This window comes from Aquimarina sp. ERC-38, from assembly GCF_026222555.1.
Taxonomy (GTDB): Bacteria; Bacteroidota; Bacteroidia; order Flavobacteriales; family Flavobacteriaceae; genus Aquimarina.
Window position 1 is genome coordinate 4,373,022 of the sequence record NZ_CP098511.1, and the last position, 21,277, is coordinate 4,394,298.

Consider the following 21,277-nt stretch of genomic DNA (forward strand, 5'->3'; position numbering starts at 1 on the left):
CAAATATAAAAAATAGGACCGGATCGGAATAAAGTTTACACGTAAATTTCCAATTTGGTCCTATTTTATAAAGTTAAAAGTCCGTTTGGGTGTCTATAATTCTAAAAGTCCGTTTGTTTTTTTAACACCCTCCGCACTTTCGGCTAATTTATTTTTTTCGGCATCAGTCAGTTCGATTTCGACTATTTTTTCAATTCCGTTTTTTCCAAGAACCACTGGTACTCCGATACATAGGTCATTTAACCCATATTCACCTTCAACTAGCGTAGAACAAGGAAAGATTTTTTTCTGATCACAAGCAATTGCTTGTACTAATCCTGAAACTGCCGCTCCAGGAGCATACCATGCAGAGGTACCTAATAAACCGGTAAGTGTAGCTCCACCTACTTTAGTATCTGCGGCTACTTTTTCCAAGCGATCCGTATCTATAAATTCTGATACCGGTACGCTATTTCTGGTTGCCAATCGGGTTAAAGGTACCATTCCCTTATCACTATGCCCTCCAATGACCATACCGTCCACGTCAGAAATAGGGGCTTCTAAGGCTTCGGCTAATCGATATTTGAAACGGGCACTATCCAGGGCGCCGCCCATCCCTATGATTTTATTCTTAGGTAAATCCGTAGTTTTATGAACCAGATAGGTCATTGTGTCCATTGGGTTACTTACTACGATAATAATGGCATCCGGCGAATGTTTAATCAGGTTTGAAGAAACATCTTTTACAATCCCGGCATTAATACCAATCAATTCTTCTCGGGTCATTCCCGGTTTCCTGGGAATACCTGATGTAATTACAGCAATATCGCTATTAGCAGTTTTTGAATAGTCACTAGTAGATCCGGTAATTTTAGTATCAAATCCGTTTAAGGAAGCGGTTTGCATTAAATCCATGGCTTTCCCTTCTGCATAGCCTTCTTTAATATCTAACAAAACAACTTCTGAAGCGAAATTTTTAATGGCAATATACTCGGCACAACTTGCCCCTACGGCTCCCGCACCTACTACTGTAACTTTCATATAAGAAAAATTTTATGATTTATGATTAGAATTGCGAAAATACGAATTATAGAAGGATCTAATTCCTTTATGCTTCTTAATTTACTTTAAATTTTAGCATAATGAACTATAAATATCTCTAAATAAAATCTTAAATTCGGAAACTATAACTTAAACATCAATTAATTATGAAACACCACTACGTATCAATTTTACTTTTTTTAAGCATCTCTTTATTTGCACAGCGCACCGCTACAAAAACACTAACATTTGATTCAAAAGTTCAGGATTTGATTATTGTTCCTTTCAACGGAATCGCTGCGATTTCGGATAATTCAAAGGTTCATGGTTACAACCCTGATACACAAGAGTTAGTTTGGTCTATAGATATCCCTAAATCAAATGGGGTTGCAATTGCATCAAAAGGTCTTGCAAATGCTTCTTCTCTACTATCTATAAACGGTGGCGACGGTAACGACTTTGTCGTCATCCCGGACACTCCGTTCTTACAGAAGTTTTTTGACAACCGATTGTATATCATTAATAGCTTTAATGGAGATATCTTATTTGCTCCAACAGAAGACAAAGAATCTTTCTTTCAGGCCGAATATTTATTTGATGAAGATGCTATGTTACTAAGAGGGCTTCAGGATAAATCATTAGTAATAGCTAAATACAGTTTAAAAGAAAAGAAATATTTGTGGAAAACTACTGTATCTGAAAAATTTGGGAACTTTTTTACAAAGTTATCATCTGCCATGGGTGAAGACCCAACTGCTGGAAAAGACGAAATGCAATACAGTGAAGACAAGGTTTTTATCCTGGCAAAATCAAAATTTTATGTATTAGATAAAAAAACAGGAACCTTATTGTGGAAAGTAGAAGATACTAAGAAGAATGTAGATAGTTTTTTTAATAGCCTGGATGGAGCTTATGTGTTGTTGACTGAGGTAGTCGGACTTTTAGGAACTAAAGAAATGCTTGATTTACGAGATGCCGCTACAGGAAACAAAATCTGGAAAGACCCGATCAAAACTAAATATCTGGTACTTTTTGAAGATTGGCAGGATAAAATGCTTCTTGCTCATTATCGTGGTTTTAATTTTTATGACTATAAAACGGGTGAAAAACTGTGGGAAAAAGATCCTAAGGGGAGTGGAATTAAATCGGTTATTCCTATTGATCAGGATTTTCTTTACGTATATGATGATGAAATGATGTTATTAGATAAAAATGGTCAGAAAAAGTGGAAGAAAGATATAAATATTAGCGATGATGAAGAAGATCCAATATTTTTCTTGGAGAAAACAGATAATGGTAAAATTCTTTATGTTACCGCTACTTATGCTAATCTGGTAGATTATACTACTGGTCAAAAAATATGGAAAAAAGATTTAAAGTTGAAAAATGATCGGCCTACCTTTGCTAAATACGATGAGAAAATAGGTGATTTTGTTATTTATAATGATGAAAAACTCTACCGTTTTAATAAAGCTACTACGGAACGTCCTGAGCCTTTTGCCAAGTTAAAACTGAAAAATGAAAAGTTAATTACCAGCATGGAATTATTCCCGAATAATGTATCTATTACCGGTCAAAGTGAAGTAGTAGTTGTAGCTAATAGTGGAAGCGTGGTTTTTCATAATAAATATGTTCAACCTGGAGAATTAGCTCGAAAATTTGGAAAAGTTGCACTACAGATAGGTAGTGTCGCTGCTGCGGTAGCTACTACCGAGGTAACAACTTCGGTTACCTACCGGGATGCAAACGGAAATACGATCACTCAAACTTCAGAACCACAAGCCTTATTTGGTAAACGGGCACAAGCTATTGGAGAGGCAGGCTACTTTGCCGGGGCTTTTTCACAACAATTTGTTCAGGATCGATTTAATGCTTTACAGGAAAATGAACGCGACGTCATCATTTTTGCAAAAGGAGATAATAAAGAAAGGCTTTTAATTAAAGTTAACAAAGAAAATGGAAAGGAAGAAGACAAAATTATTGTTGAAAACACAAAACCTGTATACGATTATGATGCTGTTTCAGGTGATCTTTACTATAGCAAGGGGAATGAAGTAATGATTTTTAAAAGTTTATAAATTATTACCTATCACCGCTATTAAAAGGTGCCTGCTTTCTTTAAGTATGCACCTTTTCTATTAGTATTAAAACCTATAACTACCTACCACCCCACTTTAAGGCCCAAAGTAATGGTACTGTAGTTTTGTAAGGTGTAATCTAAATGTGCAGTTGCAATTTTATAAGTATAGGTAGTCCCTAAGGTAGCTCTTAATCCGGATTCTTTATTTACCGCACTTACCGGATCACTAACCGTAGAGTTTTCAAAACCTAGCTCCGGAATTTCATAAACACCTAAGAGGTCCGTAGTTGTTCTACCGGCAAATAACCCAAAACCCCCGTAAAAATTAAGGGCTTTTCTTTTAGTCGATATAATTCCTGAAAAAAGCCATGACCCCCCGTTCATTTCAATGGATTGTTCCGTACCCTCCAGAGTTAGATCTTCATTTGTAAAATCATAAGTTGACCTAAAATTGGTATAACTAATCACAGCACCAATATCTACGGGAAATCGTCTCCAACTATAAATGGAATGCGTAAGTTGATTTTGAATCCCAAAGCCCAGTACCCGGAGTTTGGTTCGATCCGCTATCTTCATTTTAGGCATGTACCGCATTTTTAATTCAAAACCTTTAATTAATCCTATAGAACCCTGTATATAATTTACCATAAACCGGGAGACTTCGCTATTATCCGGTCCGGATGGTAAGGTAATATCGGTATCACCCCCGTTACTATTGGTAATATCAACCACGACTTCACCGGGATTTTGTCCCAGGATATTAGCTACGGATTGTACCGTACCTCCCGTCCTAAAGGCTAAATTAACGTAATCCAATTCATTTAGGTTGAATCTTGTTTTTTCTTCTCTTACAAAAGAAAGAGAAGTAACCAGACCTATATCAAAATCTAAGAATTCCTTGGTTTCTGCAGTGGTATACCAACCGTTGACCGTATTATTAATCAAACTTTCTGCCCCGGCATTAAAGTAATCTTCACTAAACCGAGTGGCGTCTGCTATTCCTAATCGTAAAGTACCGTCAATAGTAACCTGGGTGTATCCGGTTAAAATTCCGCTAAAGAATATAAAAAGCACAAATAACCAACGAAAAGATATGGGTAGGTTTACAGTTGTCATAGGTTTGATTTAGGCTTTTGCAATATAAAAAATATCCTTAGATAATAATCTGAATATTTTGCATAAAAAAACCGAACGCTACTTCATATAACGTTCGGTTTTTCTATTTATGATATGCAATTTTTATACGTCAATATTAGCATAAACCGCATTTTTCTCAATAAATTCTCTGCGCGGCGGAACCTCATCTCCCATTAACATGGAGAATATACGATCTGCCTCAGTAAGGTTGTCAATACTTACCTGCCTTAAGGTTCTAAATTCCGGATTCATAGTTGTATCCCATAATTGTTCTGCATTCATCTCACCTAAACCTTTATATCGCTGAATTTTAGAATTTTCACCATACTCCCTCATAATCTGATCTCGTTGGTTATCATTCCAGGCATATTGTTTTTTCGCCCCTTTTTTCACTAAATATAAGGGAGGTGCAGCGATATACACGTGTCCTGCTTCAATCAGTTCTTTCATATACCTAAAGAAGAAGGTTAAAATTAAGGTCGAAATATGGCTACCATCTACATCCGCATCACACATAATTACAATTTTATGGTAGCGCAATTTAGAAAGATTCAAAGCTTTACTATCCTCTTCGGTGCCAATGGTAACTCCCAGTGCAGTAAAGATGTTTTTTATTTCTTCGTTTTCAAAAACCTTATGTTGCATTGCTTTCTCTACGTTTAAGATTTTACCTCTTAAAGGTAGTATGGCCTGAAACATCCGGTCTCGTCCCTGCTTTGCCGTTCCTCCTGCCGAGTCTCCCTCAACCAGGAATACTTCGCACAAAGCCGGATCCTGCTCTGAGCAATCTGATAATTTACCAGGTAAGCCACCAATACTCATCACAGTTTTACGTTGTACCATTTCACGGGCTTTTTTAGCCGCATGCCTGGCCTGTGCAGCAAGGATTACCTTTTGTACGATCGTTTTAGCATCCGTAGGATTTTCTTCCAGGTAATTTTCCAGCATTTCTGAAACCGCCTGAGATACCGCTGAAGTAACTTCACGGTTTCCTAATTTGGTTTTTGTCTGTCCTTCGAATTGAGGTTCTGCTACTTTTACAGAAATAATAGCAGTTAATCCTTCCCGGAAATCATCTCCCGCTATTTCAAACTTTAATTTATCCAGCATTCCAGAAGCATCGGCGTACTTCTTTAGGGTATTAGTTAGCCCTCTTCTAAACCCGGATAAATGGGTACCTCCTTCATGCGTATTTATATTATTTACATAAGAATGCAGGTTTTCAGCATACGAATCATTGTAAATCATAGCTACTTCTACGGGAATATCATTTTTCTCTCCTTCCATGGCAATCACATGACTGATAATTGGAGTACGACTTCCGTCCAGAAATTTTACAAATTCCTTAAGCCCTTCTTCAGAATGAAAAGTTTCCGTAGGAATATTTCCTTCTTCGTCCGTAGTTCTTTTATCAGTTAAGGTGATGGTAATTCCTTTATTTAGAAATGACAGTTCCCGAAGACGGCTTGCCAGCGTATCATAATTATATTCAGTAGTCTGTTTAAATATACTGGCATCCGGTTTAAAGGTCACAATTGTACCTCTAAAATCTGTTTCTCCTGCTAACCTTACCGGATAGGTGGATTTTCCACGTTCATATTCTTGTTCCCATATTTTACCATCTCTATGTACTACAGCATGCAAATGGTCGGATAAGGCATTTACACAAGATACCCCTACCCCGTGCAATCCTCCGGATACTTTATAAGAATCTTTATCAAACTTACCTCCTGCACCAATCTTTGTCATTACTACCTCCAGGGCAGAAATACCTTCTTTTTTATGTATTTCTACCGGTATACCCCGGCCGTTATCCCGGGTGGTGATGGAGTTATCTTCATTTATAGTAACATCTATACGATCACAATGACCTGCCAGTGCTTCATCAATTGAATTATCTACCACTTCATATACCAGGTGATGTAATCCTCTCACTCCTACATCCCCAATGTACATTGAAGGACGCATTCGTACGTGTTCCATCCCCTCCAGGGCCTGTATACTATCGGCAGAATATTTATTTTGATTCTCGCTCATATATGTTGATCTAGGTTAAAATTTAATACGTTTTAACAAAGATAACTATATAAAATTCCTTAAGAAAGTTTTAAAACAAATGATTTAAAGAGTTATCAACATAATATTAAGAAAACACCGGACTTTATAAAAAAACGCTTAAAATGCATAAAAACCTGCTTAAAATTAATTTTGTACATATTTTAGTTTTTTAACCTTCATATTGAGAATAATATAATTCTATTTTTAAATCAGGTTTGTACAGATGCTAGATTACTGTTCACACTTACTACATTATAAGCACCGGATCCTTATGCAAATTTAATTATATATCTGATATTTAGTTATTTACATTTTTTAGCTTTTATATTATAGCACAATATCACCTTAAGTATCCTGTTATCTTTACATAATTACTCAACAAATTAATTTTACGTAACTAACATACATATTTATGAACACAACACAATTATTAAGGTACGCAAGGTTATCTACTCTAAGTCTAGGTTTATTAGTGGCTTCCTGTACGCAAAATGCTAATGATGAAATTGAAGAAACCGAAGTAAACATAATTACAGAAGGACCTATTGTCAAAAGATATTTTGGCGAAGAACTACTGGAAGGTGTGGATCTGGGTGATGGTACGTATAAAATTTACGGTGATGTCATTGTAGATGAGAATCAGTTTACGGAAAACGCCATAAAATCCAGAGTTGATTTAGAACCGGATGCTCAGGTTGAGAACAAACTTGCATTATTAGGAGGTGTAAGAAAATGGACTAACAACACGATGGTATACCGTTTAGAAAATTTAAATTCTTTTGTAAGAGATGAGCTTTTTAAATCTATGAAGGTTTGGGAAGATAATACGAATATCCGCTTTAAAGAATATACCGGTAGTGAAGCTAACTACGTTACCATTCGTTCTAATGGTGATAATTGTAATTGTGGTTCTGCCAACTTAGGGATGAATGGTTCTCGTGGAGTTATGAACTTAGGTACACGAACTTCTGCGGTAGTTATTATTCATGAAATTGGTCATAATTTAGGTTATATCCATGAACAAACCAGGTCTGACCGTGATCAGCACGTAAAAATCCTTTTTGAAAATATTCAGAATGGTGCGGAAAGCCAATTTAGAAAAAATACAAATTCTGATAACCTAGGTGAATTTGATATTCTATCCACTATGATGTACGGTAATTTTACCTTTAGTAAAAACGGAAAACCTACTATTACCAGACTGGACGGAAGTTCTTATCCTAGAAGACAGGCAAAGCTTTCTGCAGGAGACATTGCCAATACGAATCAGGCTTATCCTGGCTCAACCGTAGATCCGGATCCGGATAAAGATATTTGTGCAGGTATTGCAGAATGGGTACGAGGCAGAAGATATCAGGTAGGAGATAAAGTTACCTACAGAGGGTTTTTATTTGAAAGGGATTTTAGTCAATGGAATCGTTTAGGACAATGTGGAGTTGTAGAAGAAATCCAGGATCCTTGTGAAGGTGTGGATGCATTTAATAGCAATAGAACCTATAACCCCGGAGACCAGGTTACTTACAGAGGTTTTATTTACATAAAATTAAACAGAGGTTGGAGACAAGAAGGTCAATGTTTATAACATAGCGGGTACTCCAATACTATTATAAATACCATACCCCATGATAAGTCCGGAACCGTAAATTTTTATGGTTCCGGATTTTTTTATGGCTTTTATACATTCTAGAAATAACGAGCGTAAAAATTAGTATCTTCTTAAAAAAGTGGGAATTTAAAACCATATGTGGATAGTAAACTAAGTTTTCAAATTCTTCACCGAACCGGACGATTTATTTAGTCATTGTAACGAATAATAGATCGGTAAGAAAAATGAATAATACACTACCAATTTAAGTTATCTTTAATTAAAATTTAGATAGCTTTAACAACACGAATAACTCATAGTAAACAACTTAGCATAACAACACTAACACGACATGAAAAAAACTCAACTACTAAAATTAACCAAAGTTTCACTTTTAAGCATTGGATTGTTCCTGACATCCTGTAGTAACGACGAAAACAATGAAATACCGGAAGAAGTCGGTACCGAAGTCAAGCTAGTTCAAAAATACTTTGGAGACCAACTGGTAATGGTTACGGAAGGTGAAAACGGAACCTGGATTGCTGATGACATGCAGTTTTTTAAGGAGCAGTTATCTGATAATCCGGTTAGTTCTGAACTGGAAAAAGCTCCGGATGCAGTGAATACTGATAAATTGGCACTGGCAAGTTATGCGGTGAAATGGTCAAATAGCACTGTGGTTTATCGATGGGGAAGCTTGAATAGTCGTCTTCGTTCTGAGACTAAAAAAGCTATGAACGAATGGAGCTCCAAGACGAATATACGTTTTAAAGAAAGAACTAACGAGGCTACGTATGTAACCATTCAGGAAACCACCAGGACCTGTGATGGTTGCGGTTTTGCTACGATAGGTTCCAGAGGAAGTAGCGGAACGCTTAATTTAGGTAAAAATGCCTCTGCTGCTTTAATTGCACACGAATTTGGGCATACTTTAGGTTTTTTACATGAACAAACACGTCCTGATAGAGACGATTATGTAAAAGTTTTATTTGAAAATATCCAGCAAGGTAAAGAAGGGAACTTTAGAAAAACAAATAGCGCGTTACGTACTACAAAAAAGTTTGATATGAAATCTATCATGATGTATCATCCATATGCCTTTACTAATAAAAGAGGCGTCCCTACTATTGTTGACATAAATACAGGAAAAGCATATACCGGAGCGCAACGTACCATCTCACCTTTGGATATTGAAGGTACAAATAAGGTATACCCAAGAAAAACTGTAGATCCGAATCCGGACATTTGTAGAAATGTTGCCGAATGGGTTAGTGGAAAAACATATAACGTAGGGGATCGAGTTACTTACCGTGGTTCTTTGTATGAAGCGGACTTTAACAAATGGAACCGTATCGGAAGTTGCGGACAAACTGAAATTACTGATCCGTGTGCCGGAGTAGCAAGTTTTCAAAACGGAAAGAGTTATGCTACTGGCGAACAAGTACGCTACAACGGATACGTATATACAAAATTAAGCAGAGGTTGGAAACAGGAAGGAAAGTGTAACTAATCCCTGTCTTAGTAAATCCATAATTAAATTGATTAAAGATTGTCATTCTATATTCATTAGAATGGCAATCTTTTTTTTATGTATATAAGCTTTATGATCTTCTTTTAAAAAGAAAGCAAACCCATATTTAACGATATCGGGCGCAAATGTGTTAACTATTACGGCTCAATCGTGTTATTTTTGTACCACATAACATTATAAATATATTGGGGTTGTTGATATTGAATGAAAGTGATATTATTGGATTATTAGAAAATATCTCTAAAGATCTGGGTGGTACATTTGAAAAAAGTTTTGGTGCAGCTACTTTAAAAATTAATAATGAGAAAGGAAAAGGGGTTATAAAAGCTTATGATCTTTTTCCTGGTCTTAATGCTGTTACTTACGACATTACTTTATTCTCTTCTTTTTCTTTTGAGTTAAAAGGAAGTACTCAAATGCCTTTGTATTTTATCTTTTGTAAAGAAGGTAATTTTAAACATAAATTTGAGACAGATGACGATTATACTCTAATCGAAAATCAAAAAAATAGTATTGTCAGGGATGTTCCAAATGGTTCTAATACTGTTGTATTACCGGAGCATGTTCCTTTACAAATTAGCATTATTAGTATTTCGGAAACCGAGGTTTCTAAAAGAGAATCCGATGAGCGAAGAGCACTTAGCCATTATCTTGAAGATTTGTTTAAAGATATGGTTGAAGAGAAACCCTATCGTTTTACCGGTCACTTTAACCTGAAAATAGCAGGCTTAGTAGAAATGCTTATTAAAAATGACAAAAAAGGGGTTGTTAGTCGTATTTTGTCAGAAGGTCTTATCATGCAAATTTTATCATCTCAGATTGAAAATCACGATCAGGAAACGGAAGATACGAACTTAAATGCCCCGTTAAAGAGTTTTGAAATGGATAAAATTATAGAATCTTCGCAATATATTGTGGAGAACATGTCTAAACCCATTTCTATATTCACTTTAACTAACTTAACTAGTTTATCTGAAAAAAAATTGCAGTCCGGGTACCGTTATTTATTTCATAAAAGTATAAACAAATATATTCTGGAAGTAAGACTGGAAAAAACAAGGGAATTGATAGAAACTACGGATTTTACGATTTCTGAAATACTGTATTCCTGCGGACTTAATAACAGAAGTTATTTTTCTAAAAAATTTAAAGAGCGTTATGGTATTTTACCTTCGGATTACCGAATTCTATTGAAATCAAAGTCGTAATTAAATTTCTAACCATCAATGTCTTAAAAATCCAAGATTACTATTGCTTCTAGAATCAAAAATCAAGACTAGTTATTTTAATAGTAAAGAATTAGTAAAGGTTTTAGTTTACAATAGTGTTAGTGTATCAAAATTGACCTAACTATATTCTTTTCAGCTATTTATCCTATTCTAAATCCTCTCCGAAGAAAAGGACTTTTAGTTACCTTCCAATTTGGAAAAGCTGGGTTGGGATTGACTTATATGAATTAGGATTATCTAGGGTCTGCTGAAAAACTCAGCCTTCATTGATTTTCAAGTTTATGATCGAATTGGTTTGGTTTTGAATAAAGTTTTCACTGAATAAGATTGCTTTTATCCAATAGAGTGCCACCTCAGCCAAATGGACTAAGTTGAGCACTAATATGATACTTGCAATCCAAGACTCACTGGTATTTTCAAGCCTTGCCCTTATACGGTTTAAACCATATGCTGTCTTTGCTTGACCAAACTTTCCTTCAATTGGATTACGTTCCCCAGGGCTTACTTGATTTGACAAAGCCTTTTTGGAGGGCCTTCCAAGGGGTTTGGCCCTGAGATTGATCCCTTTTTCTTTTAGGTACTTACGGTTCTCTCGGGTACAATATATTTTGTCAACCAAAACGTTCTTTGGATAATGACCAAACCGCTTTCGGTACTTCTCCACACAATCTTTCAATCTGGTACCCTCATTGTAGGCTTCCCAACTAGTATCATCCAAAAATGAAAAACCATCTACCAGTGCCATGTTTATCTTGGCACCAAACTCCACTTTTGCATTTGTTTTCCCACGCACTATGGGACGAACATGGGGTTGGTGAATGCTCACAATCCTATGGTCTACACTTTTGGTCTTAGTATCGTACATCAACTTTTGTTGCCTGTAGAGTTCCTGGATGACCAGCCAATATTTATACTCTTGCCTATCGAAAGGGATCCGGTCAAGGGTATCCAAAATACCTTCGATGGAACGTATATTCCTATGGAGATACTTTAATTGCTTCCCTATAGCAGACCGTATCTCTTTATGTGTTTTTCTTTTCTTTTGCGCTGTCTTTAGATATTCTTTCCTTGCTTTTTCCCTGTAGTTCCTCGGTTTAGTCTCTAAAGGGGAAAGTTTATAGGCAATATCCAACAATGATTCGGATTTCTCGCGCGCATCATTGAGCAAATTTAGATCCGTAGGATATGCTATATCTTGTGGACAAACTGTTGCATCAACGATCAAAGTCCCTTTGTGAGGTGGGTCTTCACCATCATCCCTTGCATCATTTGATCCTTTTTCTCTAATTTGTTCTGCTTCTCGTTTTATTTGTAAAATTCGCTGGTTAATAGCATTAATCTGTTCCAGGCCAAGACGCTTGCGGAACTCTACGAAAAGAGAAGGGTCGAACGCAGGTGCATCACTAAATGAAGAATAGCCTAAAAAATACTGCATATAGATGTTCTCAGAAATCTGGTCAACCGTCTCCCTATCATCTAAATTGCATAAATGTTTGATGATGATTGACCCTAAGACAACCCTTGGGCTTAAATCAGGACGGCCTGTCGATTTTTCCGGAAAATGTTTGCGATAAATGGAACACAGTTCATCCCAAGGAAGTAGCTTAGCCAAACGAACCCAACGGTTAGCAGGGTTCAATTCTCTCTCAAAAGGACTCTCAAAACCTTCTAAAACCAACTGGTTTTGACTTACATATTTGGGAGTAGGTGCACGCTTTTTTGAATGTTTTGTCATAATAACCTTGCACTTGATTGCCTAAATATAACTATAATGCCTTATAAAACAATAGATAAACAGTTTCTCAGCAGACCCTATCTACGCTATTTTAAAGAGATAAAGCCTTATTTAAACTTAAAAAACGAAGTACTCTTAAAGAGTAAAGAAGTAATCTCTTAATACCTTAAAGTTTAGAATTACCTTATTTTACTATATTTTAACTGAACATGAAGGATTTCTAACTTTACAAAATTACTATAAACCTTTTATTTTCTTATTTGTTTTGTAATGATGAGTTTCCGGTACCGACTATTATCATGTAATTATTATTTTAAAAAGAAAATTACGAACAAGTATTTGTTAGTTTTAATTTCTTTTGATGTATATAATCCTTTTTTGTTTAAATAGGTTTTTTTCTTCTGATATCCTATAAATCTAAGATTTTGCTCTTCAAATTGTATTAAAATGAAAAAAAGTGAGGGTAAACCTTAAATTTTATACGGAGAAATTTGCAAAATAGTTTGGGGTAATTATCTTTGTAATATATTTAAAATATCCCTAATAAATAATATTTACGTATTTAAACACAATTGATTATGAGTAACGCAGAAAACAAATCTTTAGAAACCAAAAGAAAAAAAGTTGAAAAGTGGTTAATGGAAAAAAATCGTTTTTATAATAAAACTGCTTTTGAACAGGAGTTAGGATTACCTAAAGGAGTTGTACAAAAATTTGTAAAGTACAATAAGCCTTTTCATGATAAGCATGTAGATCCTTTATACAGTATGATTAAAAGAATGACTACTTTTTCTTCAAGATAAAGTTCTCTTTCATAAAGCTTTGATTAAAATAATTAGTATAGGTATTAAGCCCCTTTTAATTATTACACTTTTGAATCATCATTGATAACACATTTTTTACGTTATTGATGATGATTTTTTTATAGCTAATTTTGCTTACTCCTCTTAATGTAAAGAGGTAGTTATTGTTGTAAAACAAAACAAAGAAGCAGCTCTCTTTTTTTTAATTTAGCACCTTTGATAAAATTAATTGATTATGCCAGATCAAAATAATACTCCCGAACTGCCTTTTTTACATATGTATACGGATCAGGAAGGTAAAAGTACGATTGATACTAAAATACTTACTGCTTTCTCTAAAGAAAGTGTAGGTGGGAAAGCTGATCCCCAATATATGCTTCCGTTTCCCGGAAAAGTAGAAGCGGTTAAGTTCGCAATTTTACCGGAAGGGTGGGTCGGCGATTGGCATGAAAGTCCTAAGAAGCAATGGGTAATTCCTACAAAAGGCAGGTGGTTTATAGAAACACAACAAGGCAATCGGATTGAAATGGGTCCGGGGGATATCCATTTTGGTGAAGATTTGGACACTACTGAAATATCTGGTAATCGCGGACATAAATCCGGAACCGTAGGAAATGAACCCTGTTGTATGATGATTGTACAATTTGAAGATGTACCTGATGCAGAAAAGAATATTTTGTTTGATTCGGTTTAACTCAATTTAATCTGTTATAGTAATATAAACGGTAAAATCAAAGTCAGTACAGCTTATAAACTACCATACTGACTTCGCTTTATTATAAAAACTATTATTGTTGTTTTCTTTGAAGGACCACTCTGGAAACTCCTTCGGAATTATCAATGATAGACATTTTATCTTCAAAGAATGCTACTGCTACTTCTGCGGCACCTTCATCAAATCTTAATTGTAACCGGTACCTTCCTTCTCCAATATTTTCCCAGGAAAAAGAGGTGTCAACAGTATCAATTTTCACACACTCATTATCAAGGTCTTCAAATACTACAAAAAAGCCTTGTCCGCCATCGTTAAATACATATTCACTTGCTAATTCGCAAGCCGTAAGTTCGACTTTTTCATCATCTGTAAATTCTTCTATTAATTGCCATGTACCAATGATAGGGTCTGGCAACATATCTCCGGTATCATCATCATTGTTGTTGCAAGACGTAAGTAAACAGATTAAAAAAGAGACTACTAATAAGCTAAATTTTTTCATTTTATAGGAATTAAATATTGTTAATACCTATCTATAACAGACAACAACGATTTTACCCTATAGTAATTTGGTTTTATTTTATAATAATTAATTGATAATTATTTAAAGTACTATAATCACTTATCATAGTACTTCAACATTAAATCAAGATAGCATTTCAATACCTTTAAAAATAATTTAGCTCTATAACAATCTTAAAACTAAAATGAAATTCTAAAAACAAAATCCGGGGTTCTACGTAAGGATTCATTAAAAAATGAGCGGAATCCAGCAAATTCACCATCTTCTATGATACTGGTAAATTCCTGACTTATTGTATTTCTACGATTAAATATGTTTCTAATTGAAAACCCTGTTATTATATTAATTTTAGAAGTAGCTTTAAACCTATATAAGCCGGAAAGATCCCAACGATGATAATCTGATAAACGGCTTGAACTTAAACCTCTAGGATCTAATTCTATCTCCAGATCCGAAAATTCGCCTTCTTTTCTATTGATCAACTGTGTAAAGGGCCGACCAGAAGCAAAGTGGTAACCTAATGCAACTTCAAATCCTTTTATTTTAATAGTCTGAGATAAATTTAATATATGGCGCTGGTCATAGATATTTGCAAAACTTTGTTCTTGCACTTCCGGAAATTTTACTGAGGTTTTATTTAAGGAATAACCCACCCAGATACGATAATTTTTAAATGTTTTTTTTAAAAGCAAATCCATTCCGATTCGATCTTCATTTCCGGCAACCGGTTTATTTTCATCTTGATCTTCTAACATTGATGTTCCTAGTTGAAATGGTATATTGTTTATTGCTACAATATTTTTTATGTTTTTGTAATACCCTTCAATATCAAGAGTCCAACCTTTATAATTCCACAAAACCCCAGTAGTAAATTGCGCACTTTTTAAAACAGGAAGTGAACTATTAAATAATTCACCATCTGCGCTATCTGTACTATTTGCTAATACCCATAGGTTATCCGAGATAGGTAAGCTAGGGCTAAAAAAATCAAGGGATTGAAATTCGGAGAAATTGTTGATCTGTTGGTTTTTTAATTCGGCAGACCCAGTGATTCTTAATTGATCTGTAAGAGCATATGATGTAAACAATCTGGGTTCTACAAAGAACGATTTTGTATTTGTTAAGTAAGAGTTTCTGATTCCTAAGGTAGTATAAAGGCGTGGTGTATCCAATATATATTCGGAATACAAAGTATGATTGAAAGTTTTTCCATCCAGTTTCCGATTTGACACAAATTCTTCAACTAATACGGGAGTTTGAGAGTCTACGTTATATTTTGTTTTATTATATACTACTTCATAACCTAGATGTAAGGCCTGAGAACTTCCGGTCGTCAATTGAACCTGGTACGTACCTCCGATATCCTTAACTCTATTTAAATTATTTCTAGTAAATACCCCCAACTGATTAGTAGCTTGTACATTATAACGTTGATCGTAAAATGAGCCATAAAAGTTAGCGATTTGTTTTAAGTTCTTCCCAGACTGTTTTTGCCAATTAAGACCTATACCGGTGTTGCGTACTTTTAAAACATCGGTAAAATTATTATTTCCTATTCCATCATTATTATTAACTACACTTGAGTCATTCAAGCGGTTTTCAGCAAATAATGTACTTAGTTTTAAGGTTTGCTTAGGACTAATTTGCCATAGTAGTTTGAAATTGGTGTCAAGATACAGGTTGTTGTTTTGTAAAGTACTGGTACCTATCACATTTTGTACATTATTAGCCGTACTACTTCCCCTGGTATTTTGAAAAGCTTTTTCTGTCAAATTATTAATAGTAATTGAATTGTAGATATCTGTGGTAGAACGTCGGAAAGCCCCTAAAATCCCTACCTTATCTGACAATGGTGTTTTTATATAAAAATCTGCATGTGCAAGATTAAAACCCCCACCAGCTACTAAACTATCATGTAGGTTATCATCTGTTTTTATATCTATGACCCCGGATATTCGATCTCCGTACTGTACACTGGTACCCCCGCGGTATATCTTTGTACTTTTAATAATGTAAGGGTTAAAAGCAGAAATTTGATTAAATAAATGACCGGTCTGATACATTTTAATACCATCAAAGAGAATTAGATTTTCGCTAGGTGTCCCTCCTCTTATATATAAACCGGCAGCATCTTCAGTTGGGCTGGTAATACCTGGTAATAACTGCATGCTAGTTAGTATATCCGGCTCGACTAATCCGGGAAGTATTTTTAACTTCTTCGTAGAAAGACGAACGGACCCATCTTCATTTTTTTCAACCCCACTGGTTAGATAATCCGTAATAATTACTTCGTTTAAGACTTCGATTTCAGGAAGTAATTGGATGGTATCACATTTATTTAAAACATTTTTATCGATTACTATTTGTTTGCTAAGATACCCGGGATATGACAATTGAAGCTCTTCTTTCTGACCAAATTCGATATTAAAATATCCTTCGGAATTAGTGGTTGTTTGCAGTTTATTATCTATAAATACTTCAGTAAACGGTAAGGGAAGTCTGGTAACTGAGTCCACGACAATTGCACAATAAGCCTTATTATTATCTTTCCGTTTTTTAATAACGTAGGTACTATCGTCAATTCTTTTGATAATCAAGCGAAATTGTTGAAAGACTATTCTCTCTAATTGATCCAAAGAAATTAATGCTTCTTCCGGATAAAACTCAATAGAAGAAAGGAAATCCGCATCATAAGAAAACCGTAATTGATGTTGTTCTTCAAATAGCTTTAATACCGAATCTAATTTGACCGCTTCTTTTGCGTTATTTAAGGTTATACGCTGCGAATAAATACAATAAGACCCTACATTTATAAATAGAAAAAGTAAAAAGGTAAAGCTTACTGGTTTGATAATACAACAACTTTTGAATTTGTAAAGTTATAGATAATATCCATAGGGTCAAAAACGCTAAGTAGCGCATTTTCTAAATCGTCATGAACAAAAGAACCTGAATATAAACGGGTAAGATCAATATTTTCGGTTTTAATTTCAATTTCATAATACCTTTGCAACTCGGCAATAACGTTCTTTAAACTTTCTTTGCTAAAGTTACTTTTACCATTGATCCATAAGGGTGTACTACCATTTACGGCTACCGTTGATAGCTTGTTGGTATCATCCAGACGAACCCCTTTTCCTGCTATTAAGGTTGTACTATCTATTCCTGAGACCACTTTTACTTTTCCTTCAAAGCAGCGTATAATAAACGTATCATCGTATGAATTCACGTCAAATTGTGTACCTAAAACGGTAACCGAACCCTTATCAGTTTCTACGGTAAATTGAGATCCTTTTGCTACTTTAAAAAAAGCTTCACCCTGCAGTTTAATTATTCGATTTTTCTTAAAAGCTTTGGAATTATACGTAATAGAAGACAAGGCATTTAACGTAACTGTCGATGTATCTGGTAAACTAATTGTTTTACTTTCTGCTATTTGAGTAGCCTCTATCACATCTGTAAAAATGAACACCTTAAGCCCTATTAACAAGAGCGCAACAGCTGCAGCACTATACAACCAGGTTTTTAGTTGAATAACCTTTTTCTGTTGGATGCTTTTCTTAGCTTCCTTGTTATACAAAAGTTGCTTTTTATAAGCCGCTTCCACATCAAACTCAGGTTTTTTAATGTTATCTAACGTTTTTAAGATATCTTGGTATGCTAAAAACTCTTTTGACCTTTCAAAACTTATTTTTTCTTCTGCGGTAAGTTTATTATCAAGCCATCTACCTAAAAAATTATCTTTCTGATCCATACCACTATTTTAATTGAGTTATTTGAGTCCGCATTTCCTTTAATGCTAGATGCATACGTTTTTCTACGGTTTTTACTGAGATATTAAGAAGTTCTGCAATCTCCTTATACGTTTTCTTTTCTATTCGGTTTAATAAAAAAACTTCTCTCTGCCCCTCTTTTAAGCTATTGATTGCAGTTTGTACTTTATCCCTAAATTCTTTTTCTTCCATCTGAAATTCGGGGGATTCATTGGTTATGTTTGCCACCGGTTGATTTTGATACTTTAAGACAATCTGTTGATGGTGATACTCGTTGATGGATGTATTGTTTGCCGTTTTATAAAGAAAACTCTTAGCGGCTTTAAAAAATATTTTAGAACAATTTATCCAAAGTTTTGCATAACTTTCCTGAACCACATCTTTTGCTTTTTCCAGATCTCCATATTTATAATATATGTAATTGGTAATGTTCTGTGCGTGTTCTAAATACAAAGCTTTATATACTTGCTCTTCACAAACCCCTACTTCATCTTTACTCATGTTAGAGAACTTTAGAAATTTATATTTATTGATAAATAATACGTATACTGTTAGTCCATTTAAAATTAAAATAGCTACCAGGAATATCCCATGGTGAAATTAAGAATAGGTCGCCAGTCACTACCAGTTAATTCTTTAGAACGGAAGGGCATGTATCTGGCTCCCAACTCAACTCCTAAATTTATACGATTTCTAAAAATCCATTGATGACCTAAAAGCAACCTACCTCCATAACTACCAAAGTTTCTCTTAATCTTTCTATCCGAATTATTTTCATAATCAAAATTAATAGATTGGTGTTGAGATAGAATTCCCCCTGCGAGATAAAAACCTCTAGGTGCTGATTTCCTTTTACTAAAATAGTAGCGTATATCCGCACCGGAATCTATAAAATATCCTTCTCCTACTTTCTGTCCCGTAGCTACAACTTCCCAATCATCAAAGGTAATTATACTATATGCATTTATAGATAAAGTTGAATTTATTACGTATTCATATAATAATCCGTAACTCCCAAAAGTTAAGTTAATAGGTTCTATTTTTAATAGATGTTTTATAGGTTTTCTGTTGGACAACCTATCATCATTTCTTTTTTGTCTTTGAGCATTACCGTTATATATGCTGATTATAAAAAGAATTGTTGCGATTACTTTTACTTTTCTCAAAATTTCTTGTTTTTTAGTTTCTGAGATACTAAAACAAGCTATTATCAAAATACCCTATACCAATTCCTAATAATTTTTATTTTCTGTAATCAGTTCTAAGTTCCGAGAGGATGTGCCATACATTTTTCTATTTCGCTTTAAAGCATAATTAATAAGATGGTAATTATTCTTTTTTATTATCACTCAGTAAATAAGCATAGGGTTGTAAGTTTTCAATTTTAGAAAAACAAATTCGTAAAATACTGGTAAGTGGTAAGGCAATAATGGATCCTGCAATGCCCCAAAGCATGCTAAAGGCTACTATACTAAAAATAACCGTGAATATGTTTAAACTGATTTCATTACCAATGATCCAGGGTTTTAAAATATAGCTCTCAATAAGCTGAACCAGGCTTAAAAATATTACAATATATATAACCTCATTGAATGCCAACCCGGACATAAAACCCATAGCTACAATCATCAAGCCTCCTACAATGTTACCCAAATAAGGTATAAAAGTGAGTAAAGCAGCAATAATTGCTAGAATAATGCTGAATTTGATTCCTAAAATAGAAAAACCAATGGCGTATACAACTGCAAGTACTACGGTTACTAAAAACTGCCCATACAGGTAATCCTTGACCGTTGCAGATATTTCGGTCATAGAATGTAAAGCTTTAGTTTTATGTCTATCGTCAATAATTTTCAATACTACTTGTTTCATTCTTTTTCGTTCCAAAAGAAGTACAATAATGTAAACAAAGGCAAGCAACCAATCGCTTAAAACCATAGTGGCTCCACTAATAAAGTCGAACGCTTTTTTAGGCACTTGTTCCAGCGCATGATCAACTTCTTTGTCTTGCTCTTTAGGCGTAACTCCTAAATAGGTATTGACTTTATTTTGTGTTTTTTCATACAAACTGTCAAACTTTTTTTCAAACTGCGCTGTATTTTCTCCCATTTCGGCTCCCTGCCAAATAATCAATGCTATAATCCCTATAAAAACTGCGAGTAAAGACACGGATGCAATACCGATGGACAAAGATTCCGGTAGTCCTATTTTTATTAAGCGATTAACTAAAGGTAAAATTAATAAGGCGAGCATTACTGCATAGATTAGAGGGATCAGTAATTGCGCTCCAAAATATAAAATCACTACTACTGCAATGACTATAAGCAGTTTAACTAAAAAAGAAAGGGCAGAATTTTGGGTATTCATATAGAATTTATAATTAACACAGGTAGTATTATTAAGGTACAAGATGAATTGAAAATTTATAATCAACGTATGCTAATCAAATAATTGTTAACTAATTTCAAAAGTTAGGAACTACAAAGTTTCGGGTGTGTATTTAACATTTAGTTTAGTAACAAATTTTGTAATTTTGCATTATGATCAAAAAAGCTCTTTTACGGATTAGTAGTTCTTTACTGGCAATGCTGGTGCTACTGTCGTCTTTTAGCTTTTCAGTACATTGTCATTACTGTGGTCATTTTTTAAAAGATACTTCCTATGTTGTGCCCTCTAAGGGCTGCGGAATGGAAAAAGTTGCTGATGCTTTACAGGATATTTGTAAAGCAGATCAAATAAAAAAGAGTTGTTGTACAGATCATACTCATATTGTTGATGGAAAGGATGTAGTGTCTGTTGAAAAAAACAGAATATCTTTTAACCATCTAGTAGCAATTCCTTACCAATTAACGGATGTTTACTTTTTTAATCCGTTACAAAATGAGATTACCCCTTTTATTGGGTATGATCCTCCTCCACCTCCTAATACAGCTCTGTATATCAAACATCAGTGTTTTTTGATTTAGCAGTTTATCTATAGCTTGATCAACTTTTGAGCTAGAGAATACATATTGAAGAAATAAATTTTTACATGTAAATTATGCACTTTAGCTAATATAGCGGTGGCATCTTCTACTTTAAATTTCTT

Annotated in this window: 17 protein-coding genes; 7 read left to right on the forward strand and 10 right to left on the reverse strand. The window is 34.5% G+C overall.

The genetic code is table 11. The features are described 5' to 3' along the window. Positions 1 to 93: 93 nt before the first annotated feature. A complete protein-coding gene (gene mdh / locus NBT05_RS18140) occupies positions 94 to 1,020 on the reverse strand; it encodes a malate dehydrogenase (protein WP_265771315.1) in 927 nt (308 codons plus the stop codon). Positions 1,021 to 1,187: 167 nt separating this feature from the next. Between mdh and NBT05_RS18145 the strand changes: the two genes are divergently transcribed. Continuing rightward, a complete protein-coding gene (locus NBT05_RS18145; protein ID WP_265771316.1) occupies positions 1,188 to 3,098 on the forward strand; it encodes a PQQ-binding-like beta-propeller repeat protein in 1,911 nt (636 codons plus the stop codon). Between the two features lie 83 nt (positions 3,099 to 3,181). On the opposite strand, the gene NBT05_RS18150 is transcribed toward NBT05_RS18145, so the two are convergent. Next, entirely contained in the window at positions 3,182 to 4,216 is a 1,035-nt protein-coding gene (locus NBT05_RS18150; protein ID WP_265771317.1) for a DUF6588 family protein, read from the reverse strand. A gap of 123 nt (positions 4,217 to 4,339) precedes the next feature. Beyond that, the gene (gyrB, locus tag NBT05_RS18155; RefSeq protein WP_265771319.1) at positions 4,340 to 6,274 is read right to left on the reverse strand and encodes a DNA topoisomerase (ATP-hydrolyzing) subunit B; all 1,935 of its coding nucleotides are present in this window, start codon (positions 6,272 to 6,274) and stop codon (positions 4,340 to 4,342) included. 433 nt (positions 6,275 to 6,707) lie between these two features. Between gyrB and NBT05_RS18160 the strand changes: the two genes are divergently transcribed. The 3 genes from NBT05_RS18160 to NBT05_RS18170 all read left to right on the forward strand — a co-directional run bounded on the left by NBT05_RS18160 (position 6,708) and on the right by NBT05_RS18170 (position 10,619). Continuing rightward, entirely contained in the window at positions 6,708 to 7,877 is a 1,170-nt protein-coding gene (locus NBT05_RS18160) for a M12 family metallopeptidase (RefSeq protein WP_265771320.1), read from the forward strand. 355 nt (positions 7,878 to 8,232) lie between these two features. Then, complete coding sequence (locus NBT05_RS18165; protein WP_265771321.1) at positions 8,233 to 9,390, forward strand: M12 family metallopeptidase; 1,158 nt, start codon at positions 8,233 to 8,235, stop codon at positions 9,388 to 9,390. Positions 9,391 to 9,602: 212 nt separating this feature from the next. Further along, a complete protein-coding gene (locus tag NBT05_RS18170) occupies positions 9,603 to 10,619 on the forward strand; it encodes a helix-turn-helix transcriptional regulator (protein ID WP_265771322.1) in 1,017 nt (338 codons plus the stop codon). A gap of 277 nt (positions 10,620 to 10,896) precedes the next feature. Here NBT05_RS18170 and NBT05_RS18175 read toward each other — a convergent pair whose 3' ends face one another. Next, positions 10,897 to 12,375, reverse strand: coding sequence for an IS5 family transposase (locus NBT05_RS18175; protein WP_265769941.1), 1,479 nt, complete (start codon positions 12,373 to 12,375; stop codon positions 10,897 to 10,899). Between the two features lie 578 nt (positions 12,376 to 12,953). Here NBT05_RS18175 and NBT05_RS18180 point away from each other — a divergent pair. Further along, a complete protein-coding gene (locus tag NBT05_RS18180) occupies positions 12,954 to 13,178 on the forward strand; it encodes a hypothetical protein (RefSeq protein ID WP_265771323.1) in 225 nt (74 codons plus the stop codon). Between the two features lie 235 nt (positions 13,179 to 13,413). Next, a complete protein-coding gene (locus NBT05_RS18185) occupies positions 13,414 to 13,872 on the forward strand; it encodes a hypothetical protein (RefSeq protein WP_265771324.1) in 459 nt (152 codons plus the stop codon). Between the two features lie 94 nt (positions 13,873 to 13,966). Here the strand turns inward: NBT05_RS18185 and NBT05_RS18190 are convergent, their stop codons facing one another. From NBT05_RS18190 to NBT05_RS18215, 6 genes are all read right to left on the reverse strand, one after another. Next, positions 13,967 to 14,395 (reverse strand): lipocalin family protein, encoded by a 429-nt coding sequence (locus tag NBT05_RS18190; protein ID WP_265771325.1) that lies wholly within the window; start codon positions 14,393 to 14,395, stop codon positions 13,967 to 13,969. Positions 14,396 to 14,595: 200 nt separating this feature from the next. Beyond that, on the reverse strand, positions 14,596 to 17,052 hold the full coding sequence (locus NBT05_RS18195) for a TonB-dependent receptor (RefSeq protein ID WP_265771326.1): 2,457 nt from the start codon (positions 17,050 to 17,052) through the stop codon (positions 14,596 to 14,598). A gap of 203 nt (positions 17,053 to 17,255) precedes the next feature. Continuing rightward, positions 17,256 to 18,170 (reverse strand): FecR family protein, encoded by a 915-nt coding sequence (locus NBT05_RS18200; RefSeq protein WP_265771327.1) that lies wholly within the window; start codon positions 18,168 to 18,170, stop codon positions 17,256 to 17,258. 4 nt (positions 18,171 to 18,174) lie between these two features. Then, positions 18,175 to 18,690, reverse strand: coding sequence for an RNA polymerase sigma factor (locus tag NBT05_RS18205; RefSeq protein WP_265771328.1), 516 nt, complete (start codon positions 18,688 to 18,690; stop codon positions 18,175 to 18,177). A gap of 74 nt (positions 18,691 to 18,764) precedes the next feature. Continuing rightward, positions 18,765 to 19,355, reverse strand: a complete 591-nt coding sequence (locus NBT05_RS18210; protein WP_265771329.1) for a DUF3575 domain-containing protein — start codon at positions 19,353 to 19,355, stop codon at positions 18,765 to 18,767. Positions 19,356 to 19,518: 163 nt separating this feature from the next. After that, a complete protein-coding gene (locus NBT05_RS18215; RefSeq protein ID WP_265771330.1) occupies positions 19,519 to 20,556 on the reverse strand; it encodes an AI-2E family transporter in 1,038 nt (345 codons plus the stop codon). A 173-nt stretch (positions 20,557 to 20,729) separates the two neighbouring features. On the opposite strand from NBT05_RS18215, the gene NBT05_RS18220 reads away from it, so the two are divergent. Continuing rightward, positions 20,730 to 21,155 (forward strand): HYC_CC_PP family protein, encoded by a 426-nt coding sequence (locus NBT05_RS18220; RefSeq protein WP_265771331.1) that lies wholly within the window; start codon positions 20,730 to 20,732, stop codon positions 21,153 to 21,155. Positions 21,156 to 21,277: the final 122 nt, after the last annotated feature.

What these genes read in the sequence shown, in the direction of transcription:
- mdh (WP_265771315.1), bottom strand. Translation starts at nt 1,020, where the DNA reads ATGAAAGTTACAGTAGTAGGTGCGGGAGCCGTAGGGGCAAGTTGTGCC.
- NBT05_RS18145 (WP_265771316.1), top strand. Translation starts at nt 1,188, where the DNA reads ATGAAACACCACTACGTATCAATTTTACTTTTTTTAAGCATCTCTTTA.
- NBT05_RS18150 (WP_265771317.1), bottom strand. Translation starts at nt 4,216, where the DNA reads ATGACAACTGTAAACCTACCCATATCTTTTCGTTGGTTATTTGTGCTT.
- gyrB (WP_265771319.1), bottom strand. Translation starts at nt 6,274, where the DNA reads ATGAGCGAGAATCAAAATAAATATTCTGCCGATAGTATACAGGCCCTG.
- NBT05_RS18160 (WP_265771320.1), top strand. Translation starts at nt 6,708, where the DNA reads ATGAACACAACACAATTATTAAGGTACGCAAGGTTATCTACTCTAAGT.
- NBT05_RS18165 (WP_265771321.1), top strand. Translation starts at nt 8,233, where the DNA reads ATGAAAAAAACTCAACTACTAAAATTAACCAAAGTTTCACTTTTAAGC.
- NBT05_RS18175 (WP_265769941.1), bottom strand. Translation starts at nt 12,375, where the DNA reads ATGACAAAACATTCAAAAAAGCGTGCACCTACTCCCAAATATGTAAGT.
- NBT05_RS18180 (WP_265771323.1), top strand. Translation starts at nt 12,954, where the DNA reads ATGAGTAACGCAGAAAACAAATCTTTAGAAACCAAAAGAAAAAAAGTT.
- NBT05_RS18185 (WP_265771324.1), top strand. Translation starts at nt 13,414, where the DNA reads ATGCCAGATCAAAATAATACTCCCGAACTGCCTTTTTTACATATGTAT.
- NBT05_RS18190 (WP_265771325.1), bottom strand. Translation starts at nt 14,395, where the DNA reads ATGAAAAAATTTAGCTTATTAGTAGTCTCTTTTTTAATCTGTTTACTT.
- NBT05_RS18200 (WP_265771327.1), bottom strand. Translation starts at nt 18,170, where the DNA reads ATGGATCAGAAAGATAATTTTTTAGGTAGATGGCTTGATAATAAACTT.
- NBT05_RS18205 (WP_265771328.1), bottom strand. Translation starts at nt 18,690, where the DNA reads ATGAGTAAAGATGAAGTAGGGGTTTGTGAAGAGCAAGTATATAAAGCT.
- NBT05_RS18215 (WP_265771330.1), bottom strand. Translation starts at nt 20,556, where the DNA reads ATGAATACCCAAAATTCTGCCCTTTCTTTTTTAGTTAAACTGCTTATA.
- NBT05_RS18220 (WP_265771331.1), top strand. Translation starts at nt 20,730, where the DNA reads ATGATCAAAAAAGCTCTTTTACGGATTAGTAGTTCTTTACTGGCAATG.